A 22,857-nucleotide genomic window follows, 5' to 3' on the forward strand; every position below is an offset into this window, starting at 1 on the left:
TCAATCTCCCTCTCCTAAAAAAGCTGGCAACATATTTACCCCTTCAAATACCCATAAATTTATATGTTTGTTTTCTATATTATGTATTCCACACTTTGCTGTGATTTTCCCTTGTGAGATTACCATCTTTCTAAATTTCTTATGTCTTCTAAGACTTTTGGCGGCTTCTGTCGTTGTGAAAAATGAAAGTGCTATTGCCCCACACTTATTCTCTTCCTTAAATGGAATGTTTGCTTCTATATGATTTTCGAAGTCGTTTTCTTGAACAACTTCTTTCTTGGTATATCTGTAAACCGGTTCTAAATCCTCAGCCCCTGCATCTGACGGTGGGCAGCATTTGGGCATATCCGCCTGATTTTTAAAAACCATTATTATATCCTTTCCCTTCTTATTTATTCATATACTCAAAGATTATGTATAAAAAAGTAAAAGTTATAAGTCAAATATACCAATGATTTTCAGAAATTTGCGGTTTTCGACGAAAGAAGACAAAATAATACACATTGCTATAAACAAAAAATAGCCCTCCCCCCCCGTTTAATTAAAGAGTGACTACATAGATAAAAGTTTAACTTTGCAAAATTTATTTTTATTAGTCGTTTAGGATTAGATCACTCCATCCCTCATAGGAATACTAAACCTTGAGGACATGATAATTGTCATAGAACGCAATTGCTAGGTCGTTTTCTAGTTCTATTTTAATTTAGCAGTTTCAAAGATTGGACAAGTCAAAATGTCCCCTCTGACAATTAGTTATTTTACCACATTTTTTATAGACTTGTGACATATGTACAAAGCTAAACTCCGCAAACAAAAAAAGACACAACTCGAATTGATATTCTGCCAATAAAATATAGATTCGTGTCAAAAAACACACGCTCGTAGCTTGTGGTCTTCCTTTCTTCCCAAATTGATAATTATCAATAAAAAGGAAGAATACTATTGGATACTAAGAAAGCACTGATGAAACTTCTAGGAGATCGACTACGTGAAGCACGTAAGGCAAAACATCTTACTCATGAAGAATTAGCAAAAAAAGCAAATTCAAATTATAATTACATAAGTGAAATTGAGCGTGGGCTAAAACTTCCAACCTTAGAAAAACTGATTAACCTCACTACCGCTTTAGAAATAAGTCTTTCTGAATTGTTTGTTGGATTTGAAGAAATACTAGAGGATAGTTCTGATAGACCTAACGAATAATGAGAAGAAAACCTTCTAAAAATATACAGCATCATATGTTTCTCAAAAAGAGTATAACTTGTAAATTTTCAAGCTTGCAGTTTCATGCGAATGCCATCACAATAATGGTACAACCAAAAAAATCAATTACAACAAAATAGCTTAAGATTTCATCATCAACTCTTTACTAATCAAATTATTAAAACTGCAGAAGAAGGTGGAAGAAAATGGACAACAATAATTGCAATATACGCTGTCCTGTGTGTGGAAATCACATCGCAATGTGTCTAAGGAAATAGAAGCACATAAAAACACTATTGACTCCCAACACGCTTTAATAAGAGTCTTAGCTGAAAAAGTAAATAATATCTAGTAATTCAAATAAACCTCAACTTTTTTTTAAGATACTCATTCTTTCAGACAACCTGGGTCTGATTATATGAATATTTATTTTCAAAACTTATCTAAAATCATTTTATTTTAATTTTTAACCTATCTTTTATTACCTCTAGTTTTATTATAGCCTTTATTAAATGAGTCATAGGTTTCAATTGCAGACTTTTCCAATTCATTTAAAGTACTGAAACCGCTATTTTTAAGAGCTATCATTTTGATTGTCCAAAAATCTCCGTATTTGTAATCAGCATATACATCTCCGTTTCCTCTTCCAGTGAAATGACTGTTAACTCGATTTAATACTTGCTTTCCTTGTCCTACATAATATAAATCTTTAGATTGATTATATAATATGTACACTCCTGAAAAGTTATAGTTATTGGAATACAGTGCTTTCCCTTTTCCACCGAAACTTTTATTTCTCATTTCTAAAAAATCTTCAGGTGTTAACTCCAAAGTATTATTAGCTAGTTCAAAAATTTGTTTTCTAATTTTACTTTGCTCACGAGCTTGAAATAAAAAGACTAATAAAATAAATATTATAAGGCCAAATGATAGAAAGAATAAAAAATCCACGTAACCACCTCAATTATCGTGATATGTTTGTGTGTCGAACCAGATACAAAAACGATCCACCTTGCAGTATCTTCCCCCAGGTTGTTTTTCTTATAATAGCCCGATTTTTTCTAGATCCTCCCGTAATTCTTCACAAAAATCTACTTTTACTGAGCCATTTTGTTGTACCCAAAGTCGTATGAATCTCATACTATCTATTGATTTAATAATTTTTTGTACTCTTTCTCTTATTCTAGGGATATCTGGGTTTGCCATAGCTAACAAAGTATTTCTTTGGTTTAAACTATCATACTCCATCAGCTTACAAACCTGCATGTACGTGTGTGTTTTAATTTGGTTTGTGTCAAACACGATATCCTTGTTATGTTTATTTGCATGTGAACCTTTTGATTCAACATAAATCTTCCAAGTATCTTTGTACCCTTTCACATCAATTCCTGTTGCATTTCCATGTAGATAACTTACATTTTCAAAACCTAAAGCTTGTAGATGGTTAGCTACTGCTATATTTACTTCATCTTCATTCATCAAAAAGGGATCAGAAACAAGTAATTTAGAATTCAGTTTTGGCACTATTTTAAATTCCCCTTCACAACGGATGTTGGTTGAAATAGACTTAATAAAGGTTTAATGGAATCTCCTTTTGGGTATTATTCTTTGTTTTCTCCAGGATCAAACATTAATTTGAGGGTGGCAAGATTTGTCATAGCTGAGTTTAAACTGTAATTAGCACTTTCTAACCACTGTTTTCCTTCATCTGCTTTTTCTAAGCTATCCGTGTCAAGGTACTCCATCATATGTTCATAAGCAAATTTTCTGTATTGAAAGGCTTCAGACAGACCTGAATCAACCGTATTAAACATTTCTGTTTCTGACTCATTGAAACCCTCGGGACTGGAAATTGGCATACTTTGTCCCTGCTCCATGAGGTCTCTTAATTTTTGGAAATTTTGGTACGATTCAAGTATTGATGGATCACTATTTGACAAAGTTTTAACAGCCTCATCAACTTTTTCAAAACTGTCAAAGAGCTGTATGACCTTTTCATAATAAGCCATAAACCTCTTCTGCTTTTCCTCTAAAGAAAGTTCCCCGACACTATCCATTTCATTAGATTTGCTATTGGACACATTAGAAACAGTTAATTGTTCGGTTTGATTACCGTTATTGTTCAAATTTAGTCCAACATACACCCCTAAGCCAATAACTACAATCAATGGAATGATATTCTTTTTCATTTCTCGACCTCTCTCTACTTCATTCATTTCAAAATATTACATTTATTTTAGCATAAATATCCAATTTGTTTCTGTTTTATATCTTCTGTACGAAAATTCGACAATTTGATAGAAATTACAATTAATTACAATTTTACTAATATACGATGTAATAACATTTATCGACAAGCACCTTTGTCGGATCCTTCCCGCACAGTAAACTTACAAAGTTTATACTTTGATCACAAAAAAAAGAGACACCCCATTCTAGAGTGTCCTACCGTGCAAGATTGCTTCATGTTCATTGAACTCTATCTTCCCTAAAGTTCTTGTTTATTTAAATGATTAGCAAGTTGCACTTTCATTTTAATTTGGACTCAAAAGACCTAGCGGTTTACTCACCTACCATACCGTCGTTATCACGATCGTCCATATATGGGTATAACCAATGATCACTCGTTATTGGCATACTAAAACCTGCTGCTTTTGCTTCTTTAATCGTCACTTGTCCATTACCATTTGTATCAACACTAGAAACATCACCGTTTGTGTCTGAGCTAGTTGAATCGGAAGGCTCACTGTCTATTAAACCAAGTGATGCATTAACTTCATCAGGGTTCACATTGTCAAATGTATCAATGGTCTCATTACCCATTAAAGTATAGGTATAATGATAACTTGAAGGAATCTGCGTTTCCGTATTCGGATACGTGATAATTGCTTCAAAATTAGTGGCTCCACCTGCGCTACGGATCGCGTCTTCCATATAAGCTTGATCACCATGTCGGTTGAGCGTACTATCTTGTGGAGTAATATTATAAGCATTCGCTACCCCTCCGAGAGAATCAGCAATGATATGTCCTTCATCTAAAACGTCACTTTCGACACCCGGGACCTTTGCCTCATCATGGTAGTATCTTCCAGACGATAATACAGGTTCGTTACTGTCATCTTGTACAATGATTTCGTCAGCAATAACACGTACTAATTGCCCATATTCATTAGTAAAAGCCCAATATTCACGAATCCCATAACCCATGTCAACGACAACGTTAGGTTCACGATATCCAGACAAATCACCACCATCAACCTCAATAAGTTTGTATCCTGAGAATAGGCCATCATTTGTTTCGGTTGGTGCTTCCTCTACTACTGGTTCATCAGCAACCGTAGTGGTAGTTTCTTCTTTTTCATTATTGTTATTTGTTTCAACTGTGGTTACTTCATGTGGAGCAGTTTCTCCATCTGTAATAGATGCATCTTCTACGTTGGTACAACCAACCATAAAGATGATTGTTAAAAGTATGACTAAATAGTTCATTTTCTTTTTCATTTGGATTCTCCTATAATAGTTTCATTTTGTTCAAAAAATTACTTGTTTTCACCCAGTTAAATGGTTCTAGGTTGTTGTAATTTATATGGTAAGAAAGGATCAAACTCTAAATTTTTCATTCTAACTCTATAAGATTTCCTGAATTGTTTATAAGGCATTAACTTACTGATATCTGAGATATCATCTATTTCAGCAATAATGGAGTGATCACTAGAAATTGATAAACCATCAAAAACAATTCTAAATTCATTTTGATAAGAATATTCAAGAGGCTTTTTAAATACACCATATTTCCCATGGAAGGTTTTAGTATCAACGTATTCAACAACTCCAGGAACAGCACTTAATTTACGATTTGAATACTTCTTGCAAAGTTTGTCTATTCTCTCAATAAACTCATTATAATCAGTGATAATTAAAACATAATTTCCAAATTCTTTTACCCGCTGGCCAATCAAAGTTTCTATTAATCCCTTTTCATAGGCCCTCAAGAGTTCGGAATGAATTGAAAACATACAAAAAACAGGGGTATTAGTTAAATATCCCGAACTCATTTTCATCGGTCCAAGTATAGAAGATGTAATATCACCAAGTACGTTACCTTCAGGATTCGTAACAAAAACACTTTCTCCCTTTTCCATCATAACCTTAGGCTGATATAATTCATCAGTTCCTTCATATTGATCATGACGCATAGCTTTGTCTAACTCTTTGCGTTCTATGTCTTGAAAATAACCTAATGGGCGAGCAAAAATTTTGCCTTCTTGAAGAGCCTTCATGTGTTCGTACTTACCGAATTTTATAACCTCGTGAATATATATAGTCTCCATACTATAACCCCCACCCCGCCTCAATCTAATTAACAATATATTCCTATTTATCATAGATACTTAGTACCTAATTTTGATTAGCTGAAAGTTTACCAAACATTTATATCATCTAGCTAATAGGTGGTTTTAACTGAAATGGTTTCTTTTATGAGGGTAAGAAAAGTGCATATCTCAGAACTGAGCCTTCCACATTCCTGCCTCTGTAGTTTAATTGTATCAATTCACAACCTCTATGTTTATTTTAACATAAATATCCATCTAGCTTCTGAGTTATACCTTTTTATTTCTGTAATCGAAAATTCAAACTAAAACTTAAAGCAAGTTTGCTAATATATATTGTGAACAGGGGCGCAACTGCGAAAAGTACCTTTAAGTGGACTACCCCCGGGTCTATTCTAGGACATTTTATACACTCTACTATAGTGATCAATTAAAACTATATCATCACCAAACTGAACATACTTAGAAATAAAACTAACTATCCTATTGTGAATATCTGTTATGGTCTCTAAATATTCCTTACTATACTCCTTATAATTTTCATCACTTATGTCTTTAATTGCATAAATCCATTTCCTGCCTAAATCTACAACATTTATATTTACTAAATCAAGGGAAACCAGTTTTTGTAACCTAAGTTCATCATGATACTCTATTTGAAAAACTACTTTGTTTGGAGAACTTTTTAAGATATGATGATTGAATTTTACACTTACCCCATTAATTTCTTTTCTCATAACAACGGCTTCTTTCGGTTTATATTTTTGTTAACTCTTTATTATAATTCTCTCATACTATCTATTTACCTACCGCAAATAATGTCAGATTTTCAAACATAGAAAAATACAACATAATGATAAAGTAGCTATAGGACTTTAACTTCTTTTGCAGTCTTATCCTTATACGTTGCCTCCTATATGTTTTCTGTTTGTCAGACCAGAGGTTTGCATCAAGCTTCCTTCAGATTCCACGTCACCATGGACACTCTTACTTTCAGCTATGTACTTACCGCTACTAGGTCGTACTCGGGACTTTCATCCGTTAGAGTTCGCCCATGCTGGGCGAACAAAAAAATGAACTTAGCGTTCAACTAAGTTCATCAGACTCGAAAATTATACCACTAGACATGGTTAGGCATTTATTAGAAAAGTATGTTCAAGCATTTCAACAGTCTCCCAGAGAAAAGAAAAACAACTACTTCAGCTTTATGTCAGTCCAAAATAAATGTAACCTTTGGTTTCCACCTCAACTCCTTCTCTGGTGAATATGTTTATTCGCATTAGCCTTTAGGTGAGTAGAATCCCTGAACAGGACCCTACAACCAACCATTCTATGATTGATCGCTTGGTGGAGGAGATTTCATCAAATATCTCCTGGAATTTGTCCGGATCGTTAAATCTCTTGCGGCGGTACCAACTAGTGTCGGTGTATGGTCTTGGATCTGATAATCTCAATCCCAGAAACCACCGGTAATCTACATTCAACGTATCTCCTTCTCCAGTTGGCATTCGGAACGAATGTTATAAAAATATCCGATAAGACAGCCTGATTCATCTATAGAAGCCTTTTTAGTTTAAATCAAACCTTACAGTCTTCCTGATGTCAAGAAGAGACCATATACATTTTCCCTATGATATTCAATACTTTCAGTTGAAGGCTTCAAAAAATCATTTTCAGGAATGAAAATTTGTTGGCCATTATAGCTCTTTAAAAAATCACTTTCTACATCTGGATGTACAAGCAGTGTATAATCATCGTTTAATGTGAAGAAACCTTTATCAAAAGACCAATGAATATCTCTGCTTAAAGCCAATCCATTATTAGGTAAAAAAAGCCCACCATGGCTCTTAGGGTGAATATGTGCAGCCTCTAAATTCATGAACTTACCATATTTAATAACCATTCCAGTTACAGCACAACGTTCTTTATAAGCCGTCATTGTGAAATCTCTAAAGCTAGTGGGTGAAAATAAATCAGCAATATCTGTATCAGAAGTTTCTATTTTTTTAGTAACACTTGTATCTATAGCAGCTCTTAGAGAGATAGTACTTATAGAATCAATCTTATTATCAATTTCTTCAAGGGATCCTTCATAGATACCATGATTACTTCTTACATCGCTATCATCGATGATTCCCTCACATTTTTTATAAAAATCATAGTTCTCTCTTACTGTTACCCTTTCTAAAAAGTAAACAGTTTGTTTCTCTTCCGCTTCTAGGATTTCTTGTTTCTTCATCACAATAATATCATCCGGTTCAAATAGGAATTGATCCATCTCCAAAGCATTATTAGAATAAATCCTAAATTCATTTCTCGGACTCGCAGCTAAGCTACCATTATATTTATCATTATGATATATATAATTACAATAAACCTTTTCAGGTGTTGGAAGGTATAATGGAATTATAGGCAATAATGATGAATCATTTTTCACTTGTTTAGATAATGGTGGAAAAAATGATAAAACCCTATCATCTTTAGAAATATAAATATATCTACCCCGAGATGGTTTACTTCCAGGAGTTGATATACTTCCTAGTTCTTGATGTCCAAGTTTCTTCAAGTAATAAGTCATAAATATATCCCCCTAGTAGTGAAAAAATAATGTACTTTACCATTTTACAACAAAATCTTTATTGCATCAGCTAATTTTTCCGAAAATTTAGGGGGAACAGCATTACCTATCATTTTATAATTATCTCCCGTACTAGATATAAATTCATAATCATCATCAAAAGTCTGGAATCTAGCAGCCTCACGTACAGTAATAGTACGTCCTTGTGTAGAATCCGGATGGATATGCCTTAACCCGTCCTTATAAAGATGAGCTGGAATAGTATTACTTGGTTTGTCCCATCTTAATACATGGTATTTATGGACATTCGATGTTTTGTTCGTGATTTTTGTATATAACTGCCTTAATGCATCACTAGATACGTATTCATTTCGGCCACTTTGAATATCCTCAGCTAGCATTTTAAAAATTTTAATATCTCGCTTACTATGAAGCCTTGATAAGTGATTTGGAATTTCATAATTTAAGGAGTGAGAATATCTTTTACCATTCACTTTACTTTCTTCCTCTAAAGGGTATAACTTTGGTAAGTCCGCGATTGCATCTCGTACAGTTTTAACAGATTCTTTATATTTCGGTAAATCCTCTGTATAGAAGGCTTTTAAAACATTTTGTATATCAAAGTATGCATCTTTTCTTAAACCAATAATAATTATCCTTTTTCTTTTCTGTGGTACTCCATATTCCGACATATCTATTTGTGCATATTTCTTTAAGTCATCAATTATTTCATAACCAGATTTTTCTATATCTTTTTTTATGAGATCTATAACAGGAATACCGCCAGGTTTAGAACTCAACATACCTGGTACATTTTCAAATACAAATAGTTTTGGTCGATATTTCCTTACAATTTTTAAATAACCTTCAAATAAATAATTTCTATAATCATCGCGCATGCCATTTCCATCACGGATTCTCCCTGCAACTGAGTATGCTTGGCAAGGAGGGCCACCAATTATTAAATCTAATGACTTTTCCTCTAGCAATGTATCTAGCCCTTCATGTGTTCCAAAATTTGGATCATCAGACCAACCATTAAGTAATTCTTCAGTTCGTTGAATATCAAATCTTAACACTCTATTCTCGGCATCATTTACATTCCATTTAGTAGATAACCGATGTATTAGATTTTTTACAGGAGCTTTTTCCCACTCTACAGCAGCCAACATATTAAACTCTTGATTTTTTTCAAATCCTTCTGAAAGTCCGCCACACCCCGCAAAAATATCTATTAGATTAAATCTTTCCATTTTCATTCTCCATCTTCATCTATATATTTTTTTAATTCCATTCCTAAATGATAGCCAAGTAATGGGGGCACAGCATTGCCAACTTGCTTGTATTGTTCTGTTTTATTACCATAAAATCTAAAATCATCCGTGAATGATTGCAACCGGGCATTTTCTCTTACTGTAGGAACCCTATTATACTCATAGTGAAAGTGATTTCTATGCCCAGTATCAATTGTCTTAGAAGGCCTTTTGCTATGGTACCGAGTCCAAGCTTCATTAAATTTCCTACTCTCACCAACGCCAGGTGGTAAATCTTTGTAGTTTCCTCCCTCAGGAACTTGTGAAATTACATTTATCACTTCTATGGTATGTTTTGTCCCCACATGATTATATAGTTTTGTAGTGTTTTTTCTCATTTTCCTTTGATACTCTGTCCTTGGAGGATTTAAATATTCACTTATACTTTTACCAATATCATCTTTAAAATCATGTAAATCTCCAATCGCATCTTCAGACCTTACATAATTTTCTGGTATATTTACTGGCTCAGGAAATTCAAAATTCATCCCCTCTTTTAAGCCAACAAAAAACAACCGTTTTCTTATTTGAGGGATTCCATAATCAGGTGCATATAAAACTTTATCATTTATCGTATATCCTAAATTTGAGAACTCTTTTAGAATGGATTCCTTAGCTTTTCCTTTGTATAACGTAGCTAACCCAGGAACATTTTCCAGCACAAATGCTTTTGGCTGAAAAAATTCAACAGCCTTAACCATTGCTCCAAATAATGTATTTCGTTCATCATTCTCATTTCGTTTCCCTGTTAATGAGAAACCTTGACATGGTGGACCGCCAATGATTAAATCCACATTTTCATTATCAATAAGGTGTGCCATTTCTAATATAGTAGATTCTTGAAAAAGATCTCCATTCATAGCAATTGCGCCATTATGATTTTCCTTGAAGCTTTGTAAAGCAGGATCGTTGTTATCAATACCTAATAAGATATCATATCCTGCATCCATAAAACCTCTAGATAAACCTCCACATCCACAAAACATATCTATAACTGTAGGCTTTTTTTTACTCAATGTCTTCAACTCCAACTCCATCTATCAATAACTCAGATTTATATTTTTATATACTGTTGTTGATTTGCACTGCTTTTTACTTCAATTTTTATTTTATCCTTTAAGTCCCTATTTTTTACTTCATGTAAAAACAGCGACCCTAACAATCGTCTGTCCCCAATAGCTAAACGATTCCATTCATAACCTTTGAACAGGTCTTTTACCAAAAACTTCTCACCAGGATCTAAGTTTTGCACCTCTTGAATAGCTAGCTTTAGACACTCCATATCTATTTAAACGCTCCTTTAAAATAGATTATTCCCAAAAATATAAGCTTATGTATATGTTCATAGTAGAACAAACGTTTATATAAGTAAAGAATTTAATAGCTTTTAAGGTTTTTAAAATCGTTTAATTTTTTTGCTGCTTAAAATAGCAGCTGTTTATTTTTACTAAAAAATAGCTATTTACCACATTTTTTTATTATGCTGCAAAAAAAAAATGGACTTTTTACGATAATTAAATTAAACTATTTACAATAGCAGCAAAAATAAAAATGGAGGTTTTAAAATGACTATTAAGATTAATAAAGTATTACAAGCAAACGCATTTAATGACCCTACAAAGGAGACTATCCAGAAATCCATCAGTCAGTTATGCAGTGAGGTAGATTCAAAAGGAATTATAATGCCTATTTTTCAACGTGATTTAGCGTGGACCACTCAGAAAAAAGTAGAATTATTTAATTTCCAATTAAACGGATTTGCACCAGTATCCCCGATTTCTATGAATAGAACCGGTCCCAAAAGTTTAGATATGGCACATGTAGCTTTGATAGATCGGTCCGAAATAGAAAGTGTTCAAGAAGGAAAATTTAGTGTAATAGATGGACAACAGAGGATTTCAACCAACTACCAAGCTTATACAGATGATGAATCAGTTAGAGAAGTTGTATTGGATGTAACTAAAGGCCGGTTTGTAGATTTAAAAGGAAAAGACATTAAGAAGAGTCAGATTCCGGTAGGTGTTTTATACAATAAAGGTCCAAAAGTCTATACGGAGTATATTAGAACCCATCCAACGCTAACTGAATTTGATGTTTCTTCTCTACTGGGCCAAATACGTACTAAATTCTCTAATTATTTTTACACGGTGAATTTTGCACAAGATTTGTCTGGTGAAGAACAAATTGAATGGTTTGATGTACTAAACTTAGCTGGAAGTCGAGTACCTGAGATACAAATGAAACTTACTCGCTTGCAAATTAAAGGATTGGATTTTTACAAGGAATACGCGAATATCTTCCGCGATAAATTAGAACTTGTTGGATTCGATCATTTATTTGTACAAAAGAACACAGAAGTGTCCATCCCTATAGCCGCATTAAATCCAGCTTTTGAAATCATTTTGGGTAGGAAACACCATTCACTAAATTACAGCCCGATTCCGTCTGATACAAAAGAAGCAACTATTAGTGATATGAATATTAATGATTTAAGAAAATGCTTTGAAATGACTTTGGATGGTTTAGATCGTGCTTTGGATTTCATTAACGATAACAGTTTATCAGAGCCATCAAGGATTGATTACATCACGTATCTTACTGGATATTTTGTCTACAAAAAAGACACAGACTTGTCCGATAAAAGCGAACAAGAGCTTATCGATTGGTATAATAAGACGATTTTTGTCAACAAATCAAACAGTGAAAGACGCGAAATGTTTGATTATGTATTAAGCATATAGTTTTTATTAAAAGTTCTACCATGAATAGTACAACTAGAATATCTACGTCTAAAACTAGAACGTGCTGTAGCAAGTAAGCTCCCCAGCACTTCTAAAAATGTTTTATTAAAAAGCTACAGTCTCCCTTTTATAAGGTAGATTGTAGCTTTTTCAATGTATGAAAAAAGTATACAAGTTCCAGTTTATTATTTTTTAGATGATAGAATAATAATACCTTTTTAATACTAATATTCATCAGTTAATAAAATCGTGGTGCAACTACGATTACCTTCTATAACAATATAAAAAGAAATTCCCTTTTCTCTTGAGTATTTTCTCAATTACTTAACACATCCTGTGGTGACATCTTACTCCAATAGCATTTTTCATGTCGATCTAAAACAGCAACTATGTTTTGTCTATCTAACTCTCTCATCGCTCCCTTAGCAGCTACTACTTTTCCCAATTCTTATTTTAATTCCATTCTAAACCGTCTTTTATTTATCATTTATAACTATTGTATCGCATCTCAATCTAAGATAAGAGATCATAGATAACTTAAATGTAAGATTTTACATAACTTCTTACATTCAAATCGTTGTATTAATTGAGTTTACCCCTGATTCGGACCCATAGCTACATTAGTGTCTGGTCACCACCCGTAATTTGTTAAGATTTATCGATTCAATTTATTCGTTAAGTATAGACTTTAAGTACCATAATACGGTAGTTTTAATAACAGAAGACCCTAATCTTAATCGACATAAACTTTCATTTTACGGCTGGTGTCGGAAGCAGGGGACGGTTCTCTGCTTCTAGCCCATGACATAACTCAAATCAGTTAAAATACATTTTATAATAACATTCAAATTTCCTTTTCAACAGTTCGCCACCAGATCCTTCTGCTTAATCTCCCTAACAACTTTCCTCAATTCCCTCCCCATCTTAAACACACCTTCCAACAATCCCACAGTCTCATAACAAGCATCCACATCCAAAACCTCTCTTTCTGTATGCTCATTCTGATAACCAACGGAAAGATTCACACTTTGTATCCCATACTCTGCCCAAATTCTTGTATCACTACTACCACCATGAGTTGTCGCCCATCCTTGTAATCCTTCAGTTGTAGCAACCTCTTCGAAAAAAGCTCCATAACTTGCATCACAAAATGGCATATACCCACCACATGAGGTAACAATATCACCCTTTCCACGGCGATCAACTACGATCGCTGCATCTATTCCCCAAAGAAAATATTCATGGACACTATTGGCACCAATTAATCCGCACTCTTCTTCGACGGTGAAGATAAATTTCACTTTTCCATTAAAAGTAGATGTTTGATTGAGGTATTCTGCTAATTGAAGTACTACTGCAACACCGGCTCTATCGTCAGCACCAAGTATTCCTCTACTGCTAGTCCATAGACTTCGATCCTTCATGATTTGACGGTTTACCGCAAAGTCGGCTACTGTATCCAAATGTGCATTTAATAGAATCGTAGGACCATTTCCATTCTTGTATGTTTTTTCAGCAAGGATGTTTCCGGCATGATCTACAGTTAAATAGTCGACATGTGGAGAAAGCTTTTTCTTCACCACGTCTCGGATGATTTCTTCTTCTCCACTGACTCCGGGAATCGAAAGCAACTCTTCCAGTAGATGCTGGAAAAACTTCTCTTTATGATACTCCATACCTTTTCCTAACCCGCTCTTTTCTATGAGACTAAGCTTTTCTGCGAGATCAAGCAGTTCCATTTCTTGCATGTGCAATGTCAGATGATAGCTATTGCTCCGCTCCCTCCAGTGAACACGTTTCATTCCAGCTGCAAGCAATATTTCTACTAGTTCATTTATATCTCTGCCTTTTGTTAACATCACATGTGCAGGTCTTTTACCATGACCATCACAAGATCCTTGTGTGTAAAAGCCAAGTCTATTCAACTGTCGGACAATGCCACTAATATATACATCTAATTCATGAAGCTTTGGCTCGTCAACACCAGGCCGAAACCAGAAACCGCTTCTGCCTCGATTCTCAAAGCTAAATGCAGTAATCCAAGTTTGTTCTGATAATCTCCTTTCCGGTAAAATGAGCACACGATTATCAAACATAAAATCAATGTTTGCTTTATCAAGACTTTCCAATAGAAACTCCATATTTAATTGTGTTTCGTGCGTACAGTCAAAAACATTTTCCTCTACTTGCTTTAGCAACCACCCGTGACGTATCAATAATTGATTCCAACTTTTCATTCCATCATCTCCCTTTTGTTTATGTTGTTATTATCGCAAGAACCGTGTGACACACTTGTCACAGACATCAAATAGGCTGATGAGCTATAAGATCACCATACTCGCCACTTCAATCTGAGTAGAATTGGTTATAATGGAAAAACACATCTCCACGTCACAGTCATAAGCTTTTAATAGCGGCAATTGGTTTCGAATGTTGGATCCTTCAAACACAGACAGGACAAGTTTTCCTTCTTTGACTATTCACGACATCGCTCATACATAACTTGTAGATGCTCAGGAGGTATATCAGAATACAGCTCGACAAACATTACCTATTAATATTGTCATCTCTCATCTGTAATAGTTTTTTGTCTTTGTACACATAAAGTCCAACTATGAGTAATGCATCCTCCAAAACTCAAGCTTGTGATCCATCGATTTGCTTTTCTTCTATTGTTTCAGATTCTTTTAACACCCATGCAGCCTGACCGTTGCTGTGACAGTTTTTTCACAAGCAAAAAAATGCTTATGGACTAGTCCATAAGCATTTCAGAAGTTACATCACGCGTGTGTTTAAACATGCGGTATTCTTTTTTCCAGTTCCACTGGTAGCCACCATTAATTGTTTTGATAAATTCAATATCAGGAAATGAGCGGTTTAAATTTTCTCTTAACCTTCTTATATCTTGTCTCAATTTATCTTTCGGATTCTTTGATGCCTGTTGTCTTCTTTCGATGATGGTTGCAGACTCAACACCATCGGGGTGGCGCATTAAATACTCTAACAAAGGGACATACCTCGGATTAAGCCAATCTTCTTTACCAAATAAAGAAATGAACGTGTCATTCATTGTCCGCTGATTGAGGACGAAGCATTCTGTATTTTTATCAGGATCAGTTAATTTTTCATATTCATTCTCACTTATGTAGTTAACTTCTTCACCATCCACAATCATTTGATATGGTTTTTCCTGTAAGCCTGCTTTCAATTCATTTCGTAAAACCTTGATTTCACCGAACAAATCTAAATCTTCGTCTGGAATCTTATCTACTTTTCCAAGACTGTCATTTAAGATGATTTGTGTGGATTTTAATATGTAATGATGTGCTTTGATTTGTTGTTCCTTATCTAATTGGTTTCGCTTCTTTGTCGTAATGCCATTTAATGCTTGCTGAAAGGAATCAATCGACTTTATCCATTTTTCTTGGTGAAAATACAAGAAGCCTAAGCGATAATAAGCACGTGGGTAATCAGGATCATAATGTAGTAAATGATTAAATCGTTTAATTGCTTCATCATAGGCACGTGTACGCATTTTCAAATCTTCACCTTGTTGAAGTAACAGGTTAGCAACTGACTCTTTATAACGGATCTCTTTTCGATTTTCCTTTGCTAACTGTTTGTAGATTCTAATTCCCTCGTTGATCCATCGTACTTCGGACTCATCTCCTTGTTCTAACCATGCCTCTTCTTTCATTAATAATTCTTCTTCTGTTAGATCAGACATTCTTGTCATTGCTGTTAACTCCTTTGCCCTATGCTATTATATTTTAAGTATGAAAATAGATAACGAATACGTTTAAAGATTACCGATGGACTCCATTTTAATTTCGAACATTTGATGGATTTTATCTTAGATACTCATCCTGGACAAAGTATTTCTATTAGACTATCATATTTAGCACTCAATGGTTAAGGCAAATTTGCTTTCCAATTTTATTGCTAATGCTTTTTTATTCAGCATATCAGACTAACAAAAGTATTTTTCAATCTATTCTATCATATTAAAAGCATTCAAAAAGATCGTAGGACAACTACCTTTTCATTTATTAAGATTTCAAATGATTGATTTGTCAGAGAAGTAGTAGATTATTTTTCGGAACGAGGTTACAGTCTTTTTCTGAATTACAGAGCTGTTAAGATTCCTCTCCGATTTTAGCCAGTATCAAATTGGCTGCTTCTATGGCACCACCAGCTTTACAGAGGGTTCTGACAGTTTCTGCGCTTCATTGTGATATGTCTGATTCAGCATCACTTCAGCTACTGCTGCTCTTAAATATTTTGGCTTCTTTCCTTTAAGTTTTAATCCTGCCCCTAGTTCGGCAACCCGGTCTGCCACTAGTCTTTGTTCGCTATGTTGAGGAAATAAAACCATTGGAACTCCAAAAAACAGGCTTTCATTCACACTATTCATGCCGCAATGGGTGATAAATACATCTGCTTTCAGTAATACCGATATCTGATCCACAGAGTTTTTCACTGTGATATTTCCTGGTACGCTATCAAAAGAAGAAATCTCAGTTTTGTCACCAACTGAAATCACAATATCATAGTCCGTCTTTGCAAATGCTTTGAGACAGTTTTTATAAAAATCCTGATTTTGATTTAGTACAGTTCCAAGGGAAATATAAACTATCTTTTTATCTCTTTTATCTTTCTTTATCCGTGTAGTCTGCCTTATGGATGGTCCGACATAGGCATATCGTTCAGAAAATGTAACCGCCATTGGCTGAAATTCTTTTGACGTGTAAACAATGGTGTCCGTTTCATTATCATTTTGAATAAGCGATACAATATTTTCTACTTTATAACCATGTTCGTTTAAAAGTTTAATTTTTTTGTTAATCATTCGCATGCCTACAATCATTCTCCATGTTTCTATGAAACCCTGCTTCATTAATTTGGCTGTATGTCGATTAAAAGCAAAGGAAGTCGTCGAACAAATATATGGAATTCTTAGTTTCTTAGCAAATAATTTACCCCAAAGGCATAAAGAGTCAGAAACAATGCAATCTGGTTGAAATTCGCTTATTTCTTTACATGCTTTTTTATCCAATTCAATCGTTGTATCGGCAATCATTCCAATCAAAGCCGCAAAATCTTTGCCTGCCTTACGATCCATTTCTTTTTGTGAAGCTTTAGGCAAAAAATCATCACAAGCAATAAATGTAGCACCGGCATCTTCTATTTTCCCCTGAAATTCAAGGAAAGAATAATACCAAACTTGATGGCTTCTATTTACTAACTCATTTACCACTGGAATGGTCGGGTTGGTATGACCATATGCGGGTATCGAAAAAAAGACAATTTTACTCATTCGATCTTACCCGTTGGTTCGGCTTTTCGAATCATCTCTGCAAATTCCAGAAAGTCGTCACTTTTTAAAACAGCAATTCCTTTTGTTGCATCTTCTCCTAGAACAACCAGCTTATCACCAGCATGAATCTGATACATTTCGCGCGCCTCCTTTGGAATCACAATTTGACCTCGTTCTCCTACCTTCACAACACCAAAGAACTGCTTACCTTTGGGACCGAGTTGGTTTATTTCTTCTTCAATCATATTGCAGGTTAATTGATCCAAGGTTACTTGTAAAATATCACTTAGTATCTGGCATTTATAAATATCTGGCAAGGCTTCACCATTTTCCCACTTTGCCACGGTCTGCCGTGATACATTTACCTTCTCTGCTAATTGTTCTTGACTCAGTTTATGATTTTTACGTAGGACACGAATATTCATACCAATCATATTTTTAAATATACAGAAGATATAAGGGGAAATCTATCAACAGTTCGTAACATTTCTTGTTAAAAATTGTAGCAAAAACTCATGCACAAGAAATTTATTTACTCAAACAATGCTTATTTGCAAAAATCTCTGTTTGGATTAATACTTTTGAGAGTTTGTAGGCTCAGAGACTTGGCTCTGAGCCTACAAATTCTAATAGAAAGTGCCTGGTCACCACCCGTAAATTGTCGAATTCGACATTTAACTAATGGAGACAGGCACTTTTATTCCTATATGTTACTATCTAGGCTCGGTCACTCCGATAAGCACTTAAACTTAACAATCCTAATGCTCTAAGTTAGGTGGTACACCATCAGTTTGATCCTTTGATTCCTCCTCTGGATTATCCAAAAGAATGATAAATCCTTCAAAGTAGTTTATTAAATAATGTCGTTGGCTTAAAGAGAGGTGATTTACAAAAATAGTATTTCGAAGGATGTTGCTTATCCTATCAACATATTTTAATAATAGCTTATAGAGAGACTTATGACTTTCAGCATCAAAAGTGGTGTTCAGCTTTTTACTTGATACGATTTCCTCTAGTTTATCTCTGTCTCTATCTTTAATTCCAGATTGAACAACTTCATCAATACTATCTTTTTTAGTGACCTCCTTCATTAATATAAAGCCAGGAATTTTTGTGAAAGTATCAATTGCTTTCACTGTATTTCCAGTGATTTGACCATCCTTGTATAACTCAAATATATATTCTTTTGTTGGATACTTGATGTTTTTCAGATAATGGATATCTGTTATTACGTGTCTCCCCAAATCTTTCTCCTCACCGATCTTTACCCATTCTGGATTAACATTCTTGCCTTTTATATACTTATTTATCGTTTCAACAGTGACACTACAGCGTTCCGACAGTTCTGTCGCATTGTATGGCTTTATTGCTAAAAGATGATTTATCATACGCTCTAGCTCATATGGAGTTCTTTTTTTTGTGTGGAATTCTGTCTTAAGTCTTTTAATTATTCTTTCATCTGGGGAGGTTACCTCCTCTACAATACAGAGTGCCTCATTCTTACCAATATAATCTAACGCATCGTACCTTCTATATCCCTCGACTAACACATAACTTTTTTCAGATACTTGTTCTACTACAAGCGGACTGGTCAAACCATACCTAGATATATCTAATTCGAGCATCTCATCTCTTTTTTCTTCTCGAAAAGATTTTTCCGACTTGTTTATTTGAGCTAGTTTAATTTTACGTATATTCATGGTGTATCTCTCCATTCCTTTTTAGAATGGATATTCTTTTGTGAGATTGTCCTATTACAATTAAAAGTCCAGTACTCCTATTGAACTTTTAATTGTAATAACAACAATGTGACTATCCTCACTGGTAAAATCTTGATTAGATACTTTCTAGCTGATGCAATAAAAATCGGTGCTTGGGACCCCTTACTTTGACAATTGGTTATTTCACGGGTGGTGTGATAGGACTAATTAAATGAGAATAAAACTATTAAATTATTAGAATCTAAAGGCTCTGGGCAACTTGCTCTACCCCTTCTGCTCTTAATTTATTAAAAGACGGTTGTAAAAAATTAACAAAAGTTCCTGTCACCAATCCTGGAATATCTAAGTCTTATCCGACATCCACGGGTGGTCACAGACACTTTTAAATGAATCACGTTATTTAATATTGTTAATAGAGAAAATTACTTTTAGGTGCTGTTTTCGTTTTTTTGAAATGATGCTATCGTTTTCTAATAGCTCATCATAATCAAATGTTTGTCCGTTTTCCATAGTCTCGTTGTATTTCTTATATAAAATTTCTAAGAACAAACCTGCTAGTGTTAATGATTCAGCAAAGAAGAATTTTTGATCTTTTGTTGATTGATAGACAAAAAATTCAGACTCAAAATCATCCCTTGTTATGTAACGTTCCTTTTGGAATTTAAATAAGAAAAAAAACAGCATTCATCGTTTACACTAGCATACAGTTTTTAATAGCTTTATTTAGATGATTGAACTCTCGATCATACGCTGAAGTGGCGACAGGATCTATATTTACAACTTTTTCTCCCTTTCTTTTACAGTCTTTGCATACATGTTGCTTATGACCCATGCCAGAAAAACGCTCATTAGCACGAACGCTTCCACACGCTTTGCAATAGTGGCCACGCTTTTTCTTTTTCCCCATTTACAATAACTCCTTGTGACATGAAGTAAGGGTTCTCACCACTCCAATAAAGCCAAACATACGTTCCTAGTTTATGTATAAATTAGCCAATTCTTATGATAAAATGTTTATACAACTACATAGTATAGTGGGCGGTTGACCATCTTCCTTCAAGAAGGGAGGTGGTCAAGATGACGACATATGAAGCACTCCGTTTAATAGTACAATCTAGCATTCTACTTACTGCAGGATTTACACTCATTGTTACTATTGTCGTCTATCTAAATAAAAAGAAGTAACCGCCCCCGACCAAGGATATGGTTACTTCTTTTTTGTTAATCAAACAATTTGGTCAACCGTTCTTTATACGGTCTGTAGTTGTAGGTACCTAGTAGTTGAACGCTACTTGGTACCTTTTTCTTATTATTAGTATAATTTTTTACTTTTTTATTGTCAACATGAGAAGCGGTGCCTGGTAAAGATTCAGTAAATTCATGTAATGCAACTCGAAATAAACGGTGGGCCTATCCCGTATATTTATTAAAATGACCTATATAGTGTGAGGATACTTTTTCATGAGGTAAAGAAAGAATTCTAAGAGAAGCTTTTGAAACTCGGGTGTCCACCTCGTAGTTTGTAATCGACAGGTGCCTGGTACCTTCAATTATATTTTTTGTGGGACATGGGATAGGGTTTGTTTATCCTTTAAAATAGGGATCAGCGAATTTTACCATTAACCCCACTTGTGATGTTATCATATATATATTCCATTAATTCTTGATATTGTTCAAAAATGAGGATCCTCTTGCTACACTAAAGCACCCTTTACCCGTTACTTTAAGTGGAATTGTTCACAATTATTGAATTTCCACATAACATCCCCTGTGCGCCCTCCCTAGTACGATAATTAACGAACTGCTTCGCTTATGTGATGTTTTGTTATCTTCCAATGTGATGTATTCCATACAATTTGTTGGTTTTCTATGAAGAGAATTTGAGGTGATTTATGAGGGACGTTTGTATCCTTTGCAATCTCATTGGATACTCTTCTGCTTTCTATAACCTTCACCATATAACAATCTATTTTATCTCCTTCTAACTTCTGGAAAGTCTTCACGTGCTTAAAGGCTCTAGCACTAATCATACAAGATGTACTATGTTTATAAACTAATATCGGTGAATCCATCGAACGTTTCCATACATCTCGCCAATCTTCAAGTGTTGTCAGTTCTTTAATAGTCTCCATTTACATCCCCCCAGTAAGTCTAATAAATCCAATATTCCCTACCGATGCCTCCGTTTGTCTAAAAAGGAACCAAAAACTAAGCCTAACACGATACCGAGCGGAATACTAATCGCTACTTGATTAATAGCTACTCCTACGCTAGTACCAATCGCTACACCAAGAACAATTCCTAATCCACGAAACCTTGATATTCTCATATTAATGCTCCTCTCCATTTGTTAAAGTGTAATCATTCATAAACCACTTATATTATATACGGCTTTATCCAGCTTAAGTTTCATAAGTTTTAACCCTTACATTTTTTAAGACTGCCTATTTAAGCAATCCTGTATATAAGGGGGACGATACTTCAACCAGAAAAGGCGATACCCTTGTTGAACATTAGCACCCGTTAACACAATAAGGAATTGCACAACTTTTATTTAATAAAATCGAATATCTTAATATCTACTTCATCTATGTAACCAATCTGTTGCTTTAAGTCCCATAATTTTATTTCAGATGTCTCATTATTTTTCTGAAATGGTTGGATTGCTTCGAGAGTAGTAAAATAAACAGGATTATACTTAATTTCGTGACTGGAAACGTTTTTTACTTTCAACAAACCTTTAAATTCTAAGTCCGAAACGCATTGACCAGTTTCTTCGTATAATTCTCTTATAGCACAAGCCTTTGGTGTTTCATTCTCTTCTCTTTGTCCTGCTGGCAATTCCCATTGTTTTCTCAAAGTGTTGAAACATAAAAGATATTTACCATCACATTTTATTACTGCATAAGAACCAGCTAATCGGTGATAATCATTTATTTTAGTTTCTTTTACTTCAAGAAAATCAAGAAATTCGAAACCATTATTCTTAGTATTTTTCATGTATGCCCCCCTGTAAATTGACCTTGACCTTCTTTATTAATTCTTCTGCCACATAGCATTAGAAGGTAATGACCTTGTTGTACGATAGCTCCCTAATAATTGAAGAAGCACATTAAATTATTGCTCTTATATCTTGCCAACCATAAACAAGCTCATTTAGCTTTTTTCCTAAAACTTCTATCTCTACAATATCAATCTTTTCAGCACCAAGAGACTCGTAAAATAAACGAGAATTGTTTTCTTCTAATACTAAAACAATCATAGAAAATATATTGTTTTGTTTTAAATCTTCAATGATAGGTTCCAGCAATAATTTTCCTAATCCTTTTCTTTGGTGAGCCTCTAATATATAAATTGCATATAATTCACCGTTGTAATTAGGGTATTTACCTGTTCTTTCTTTTCCGCCATTAGAGAAACCAATTATTTCACCATCATCAGTTTCAGCTATAAATATTGTTTGGTCAGAAATGATGTCTTTCCATTTCTGTTCTCTGCTCTCATATGTCATTTTGTTTAGATACTCATCTGGCACAATATTTTTATAAGTGGTTTTCCAACTGTCAACTTGCACTTTTGCAACGCCTTTCGAATCTTCTGGAACCGCTCTCCTTATATTCATATCAAACCTCAATTCTTTAATCTCTTATTCA

Annotated in this window: 26 protein-coding genes and 1 pseudogene; 3 read left to right on the forward strand and 24 right to left on the reverse strand. The window is 34.3% G+C overall.

The features are described 5' to 3' along the window. The gene (locus QQS35_RS18745) at nt 1-369 is read right to left on the reverse strand and encodes a hypothetical protein (protein WP_285933747.1); all 369 of its coding nucleotides are present in this window, start codon (nt 367-369) and stop codon (nt 1-3) included. 573 nt (nt 370-942) lie between these two features. Here QQS35_RS18745 and QQS35_RS18750 point away from each other — a divergent pair. Then, entirely contained in the window at nt 943-1,203 is a 261-nt protein-coding gene (locus tag QQS35_RS18750; protein WP_285933748.1) for a helix-turn-helix domain-containing protein, read from the forward strand. Between the two features lie 471 nt (nt 1,204-1,674). On the opposite strand, the gene QQS35_RS18755 is transcribed toward QQS35_RS18750, so the two are convergent. The 11 genes and pseudogenes from QQS35_RS18755 to QQS35_RS18805 form a co-directional block, all read right to left on the reverse strand. Continuing rightward, entirely contained in the window at nt 1,675-2,154 is a 480-nt protein-coding gene (locus QQS35_RS18755; protein ID WP_285933749.1) for a GIY-YIG nuclease family protein, read from the reverse strand. Between the two features lie 90 nt (nt 2,155-2,244). Then, nucleotides 2,245-2,727: a hypothetical protein gene (locus QQS35_RS18760; protein ID WP_285933750.1), complete on the reverse strand. Its 483-nt coding sequence runs from the start codon at nt 2,725-2,727 to the stop codon at nt 2,245-2,247. Between the two features lie 77 nt (nt 2,728-2,804). Then, complete coding sequence (locus QQS35_RS18765; RefSeq protein WP_285933751.1) at nt 2,805-3,392, reverse strand: hypothetical protein; 588 nt, start codon at nt 3,390-3,392, stop codon at nt 2,805-2,807. A 373-nt stretch (nt 3,393-3,765) separates the two neighbouring features. Then, nucleotides 3,766-4,704, reverse strand: a complete 939-nt coding sequence (locus QQS35_RS18770; RefSeq protein ID WP_285933752.1) for a DNA/RNA non-specific endonuclease — start codon at nt 4,702-4,704, stop codon at nt 3,766-3,768. A gap of 56 nt (nt 4,705-4,760) precedes the next feature. Continuing rightward, nucleotides 4,761-5,534, reverse strand: coding sequence for a hypothetical protein (locus QQS35_RS18775; RefSeq protein ID WP_285933753.1), 774 nt, complete (start codon nt 5,532-5,534; stop codon nt 4,761-4,763). 395 nt (nt 5,535-5,929) lie between these two features. Beyond that, nucleotides 5,930-6,271, reverse strand: a complete 342-nt coding sequence (locus QQS35_RS18780) for a hypothetical protein (protein WP_285933754.1) — start codon at nt 6,269-6,271, stop codon at nt 5,930-5,932. Between the two features lie 486 nt (nt 6,272-6,757). Beyond that, nucleotides 6,758-7,071, reverse strand: a pseudogene (locus tag QQS35_RS18785) (transposase); the annotation flags it as partial. Between the two features lie 48 nt (nt 7,072-7,119). Continuing rightward, the gene (locus QQS35_RS18790; protein WP_285933755.1) at nt 7,120-8,112 is read right to left on the reverse strand and encodes an HNH endonuclease; all 993 of its coding nucleotides are present in this window, start codon (nt 8,110-8,112) and stop codon (nt 7,120-7,122) included. Nucleotides 8,113-8,156: 44 nt separating this feature from the next. After that, a complete protein-coding gene (locus QQS35_RS18795; RefSeq protein WP_285933756.1) occupies nt 8,157-9,365 on the reverse strand; it encodes a DNA cytosine methyltransferase in 1,209 nt (402 codons plus the stop codon). Between the two features lie 2 nt (nt 9,366-9,367). Further along, nucleotides 9,368-10,441: a DNA cytosine methyltransferase gene (locus QQS35_RS18800; RefSeq protein WP_285933757.1), complete on the reverse strand. Its 1,074-nt coding sequence runs from the start codon at nt 10,439-10,441 to the stop codon at nt 9,368-9,370. Nucleotides 10,442-10,479: 38 nt separating this feature from the next. After that, nucleotides 10,480-10,707, reverse strand: coding sequence for a single-stranded DNA-binding protein (locus QQS35_RS18805; protein ID WP_285933758.1), 228 nt, complete (start codon nt 10,705-10,707; stop codon nt 10,480-10,482). Between the two features lie 283 nt (nt 10,708-10,990). Here QQS35_RS18805 and QQS35_RS18810 point away from each other — a divergent pair, with 283 nt between their 5' ends. Then, nucleotides 10,991-12,166 (forward strand): DUF262 domain-containing protein, encoded by a 1,176-nt coding sequence (locus tag QQS35_RS18810; protein ID WP_285933759.1) that lies wholly within the window; start codon nt 10,991-10,993, stop codon nt 12,164-12,166. 316 nt (nt 12,167-12,482) lie between these two features. On the opposite strand, the gene QQS35_RS18815 is transcribed toward QQS35_RS18810, so the two are convergent. From QQS35_RS18815 to QQS35_RS18850, 8 genes are all read right to left on the reverse strand, one after another. After that, a complete protein-coding gene (locus QQS35_RS18815; protein ID WP_285933760.1) occupies nt 12,483-12,611 on the reverse strand; it encodes a hypothetical protein in 129 nt (42 codons plus the stop codon). A gap of 412 nt (nt 12,612-13,023) precedes the next feature. Continuing rightward, on the reverse strand, nt 13,024-14,403 hold the full coding sequence (locus QQS35_RS18820) for a M20/M25/M40 family metallo-hydrolase (protein ID WP_285933761.1): 1,380 nt from the start codon (nt 14,401-14,403) through the stop codon (nt 13,024-13,026). Nucleotides 14,404-14,918: 515 nt separating this feature from the next. Further along, on the reverse strand, nt 14,919-15,902 hold the full coding sequence (locus QQS35_RS18825) for a tetratricopeptide repeat protein (protein WP_285933762.1): 984 nt from the start codon (nt 15,900-15,902) through the stop codon (nt 14,919-14,921). 444 nt (nt 15,903-16,346) lie between these two features. Beyond that, complete coding sequence (locus QQS35_RS18830) at nt 16,347-17,483, reverse strand: macrolide family glycosyltransferase (protein ID WP_285933763.1); 1,137 nt, start codon at nt 17,481-17,483, stop codon at nt 16,347-16,349. Further along, a complete protein-coding gene (locus tag QQS35_RS18835) occupies nt 17,480-17,908 on the reverse strand; it encodes a helix-turn-helix transcriptional regulator (RefSeq protein WP_331490849.1) in 429 nt (142 codons plus the stop codon). Before QQS35_RS18835 ends, QQS35_RS18830 begins: the two co-directional genes overlap by 4 nt. A gap of 333 nt (nt 17,909-18,241) precedes the next feature. Then, complete coding sequence (locus tag QQS35_RS18840; RefSeq protein WP_285933765.1) at nt 18,242-19,183, reverse strand: ParB/RepB/Spo0J family partition protein; 942 nt, start codon at nt 19,181-19,183, stop codon at nt 18,242-18,244. A 417-nt stretch (nt 19,184-19,600) separates the two neighbouring features. Continuing rightward, on the reverse strand, nt 19,601-19,888 hold the full coding sequence (locus QQS35_RS18845; protein ID WP_285933766.1) for a hypothetical protein: 288 nt from the start codon (nt 19,886-19,888) through the stop codon (nt 19,601-19,603). Between the two features lie 7 nt (nt 19,889-19,895). After that, the gene (locus tag QQS35_RS18850) at nt 19,896-20,111 is read right to left on the reverse strand and encodes a hypothetical protein (protein ID WP_285933767.1); all 216 of its coding nucleotides are present in this window, start codon (nt 20,109-20,111) and stop codon (nt 19,896-19,898) included. A gap of 170 nt (nt 20,112-20,281) precedes the next feature. Here QQS35_RS18850 and QQS35_RS18855 point away from each other — a divergent pair, with 170 nt between their 5' ends. Then, the gene (locus QQS35_RS18855) at nt 20,282-20,389 is read left to right on the forward strand and encodes a putative holin-like toxin (RefSeq protein WP_285933768.1); all 108 of its coding nucleotides are present in this window, start codon (nt 20,282-20,284) and stop codon (nt 20,387-20,389) included. A 608-nt stretch (nt 20,390-20,997) separates the two neighbouring features. Here QQS35_RS18855 and ytxJ read toward each other — a convergent pair. The 4 genes from ytxJ to QQS35_RS18875 form a co-directional block, all read right to left on the reverse strand. Further along, nucleotides 20,998-21,336 carry a bacillithiol system redox-active protein YtxJ gene (ytxJ, locus tag QQS35_RS18860; RefSeq protein ID WP_285933769.1) on the reverse strand — a complete coding sequence of 113 codons (339 nt, stop codon included), beginning with the start codon at nt 21,334-21,336 and terminating at the stop codon, nt 20,998-21,000. 38 nt (nt 21,337-21,374) lie between these two features. Beyond that, a complete protein-coding gene (locus tag QQS35_RS18865) occupies nt 21,375-21,533 on the reverse strand; it encodes a hypothetical protein (RefSeq protein WP_285933770.1) in 159 nt (52 codons plus the stop codon). Nucleotides 21,534-21,754: 221 nt separating this feature from the next. Continuing rightward, a complete protein-coding gene (locus tag QQS35_RS18870; protein ID WP_285933771.1) occupies nt 21,755-22,204 on the reverse strand; it encodes an NUDIX domain-containing protein in 450 nt (149 codons plus the stop codon). A gap of 112 nt (nt 22,205-22,316) precedes the next feature. Further along, entirely contained in the window at nt 22,317-22,838 is a 522-nt protein-coding gene (locus QQS35_RS18875; RefSeq protein ID WP_331490851.1) for a GNAT family N-acetyltransferase, read from the reverse strand. Nucleotides 22,839-22,857 lie beyond the last annotated feature (19 nt).

The sequence above is a fragment of the Aquibacillus rhizosphaerae genome (assembly GCF_030282825.1).
In the GTDB taxonomy this organism is placed as follows: domain Bacteria; phylum Bacillota; class Bacilli; order Bacillales; family Amphibacillaceae; genus Aquibacillus_C; species Aquibacillus_C rhizosphaerae.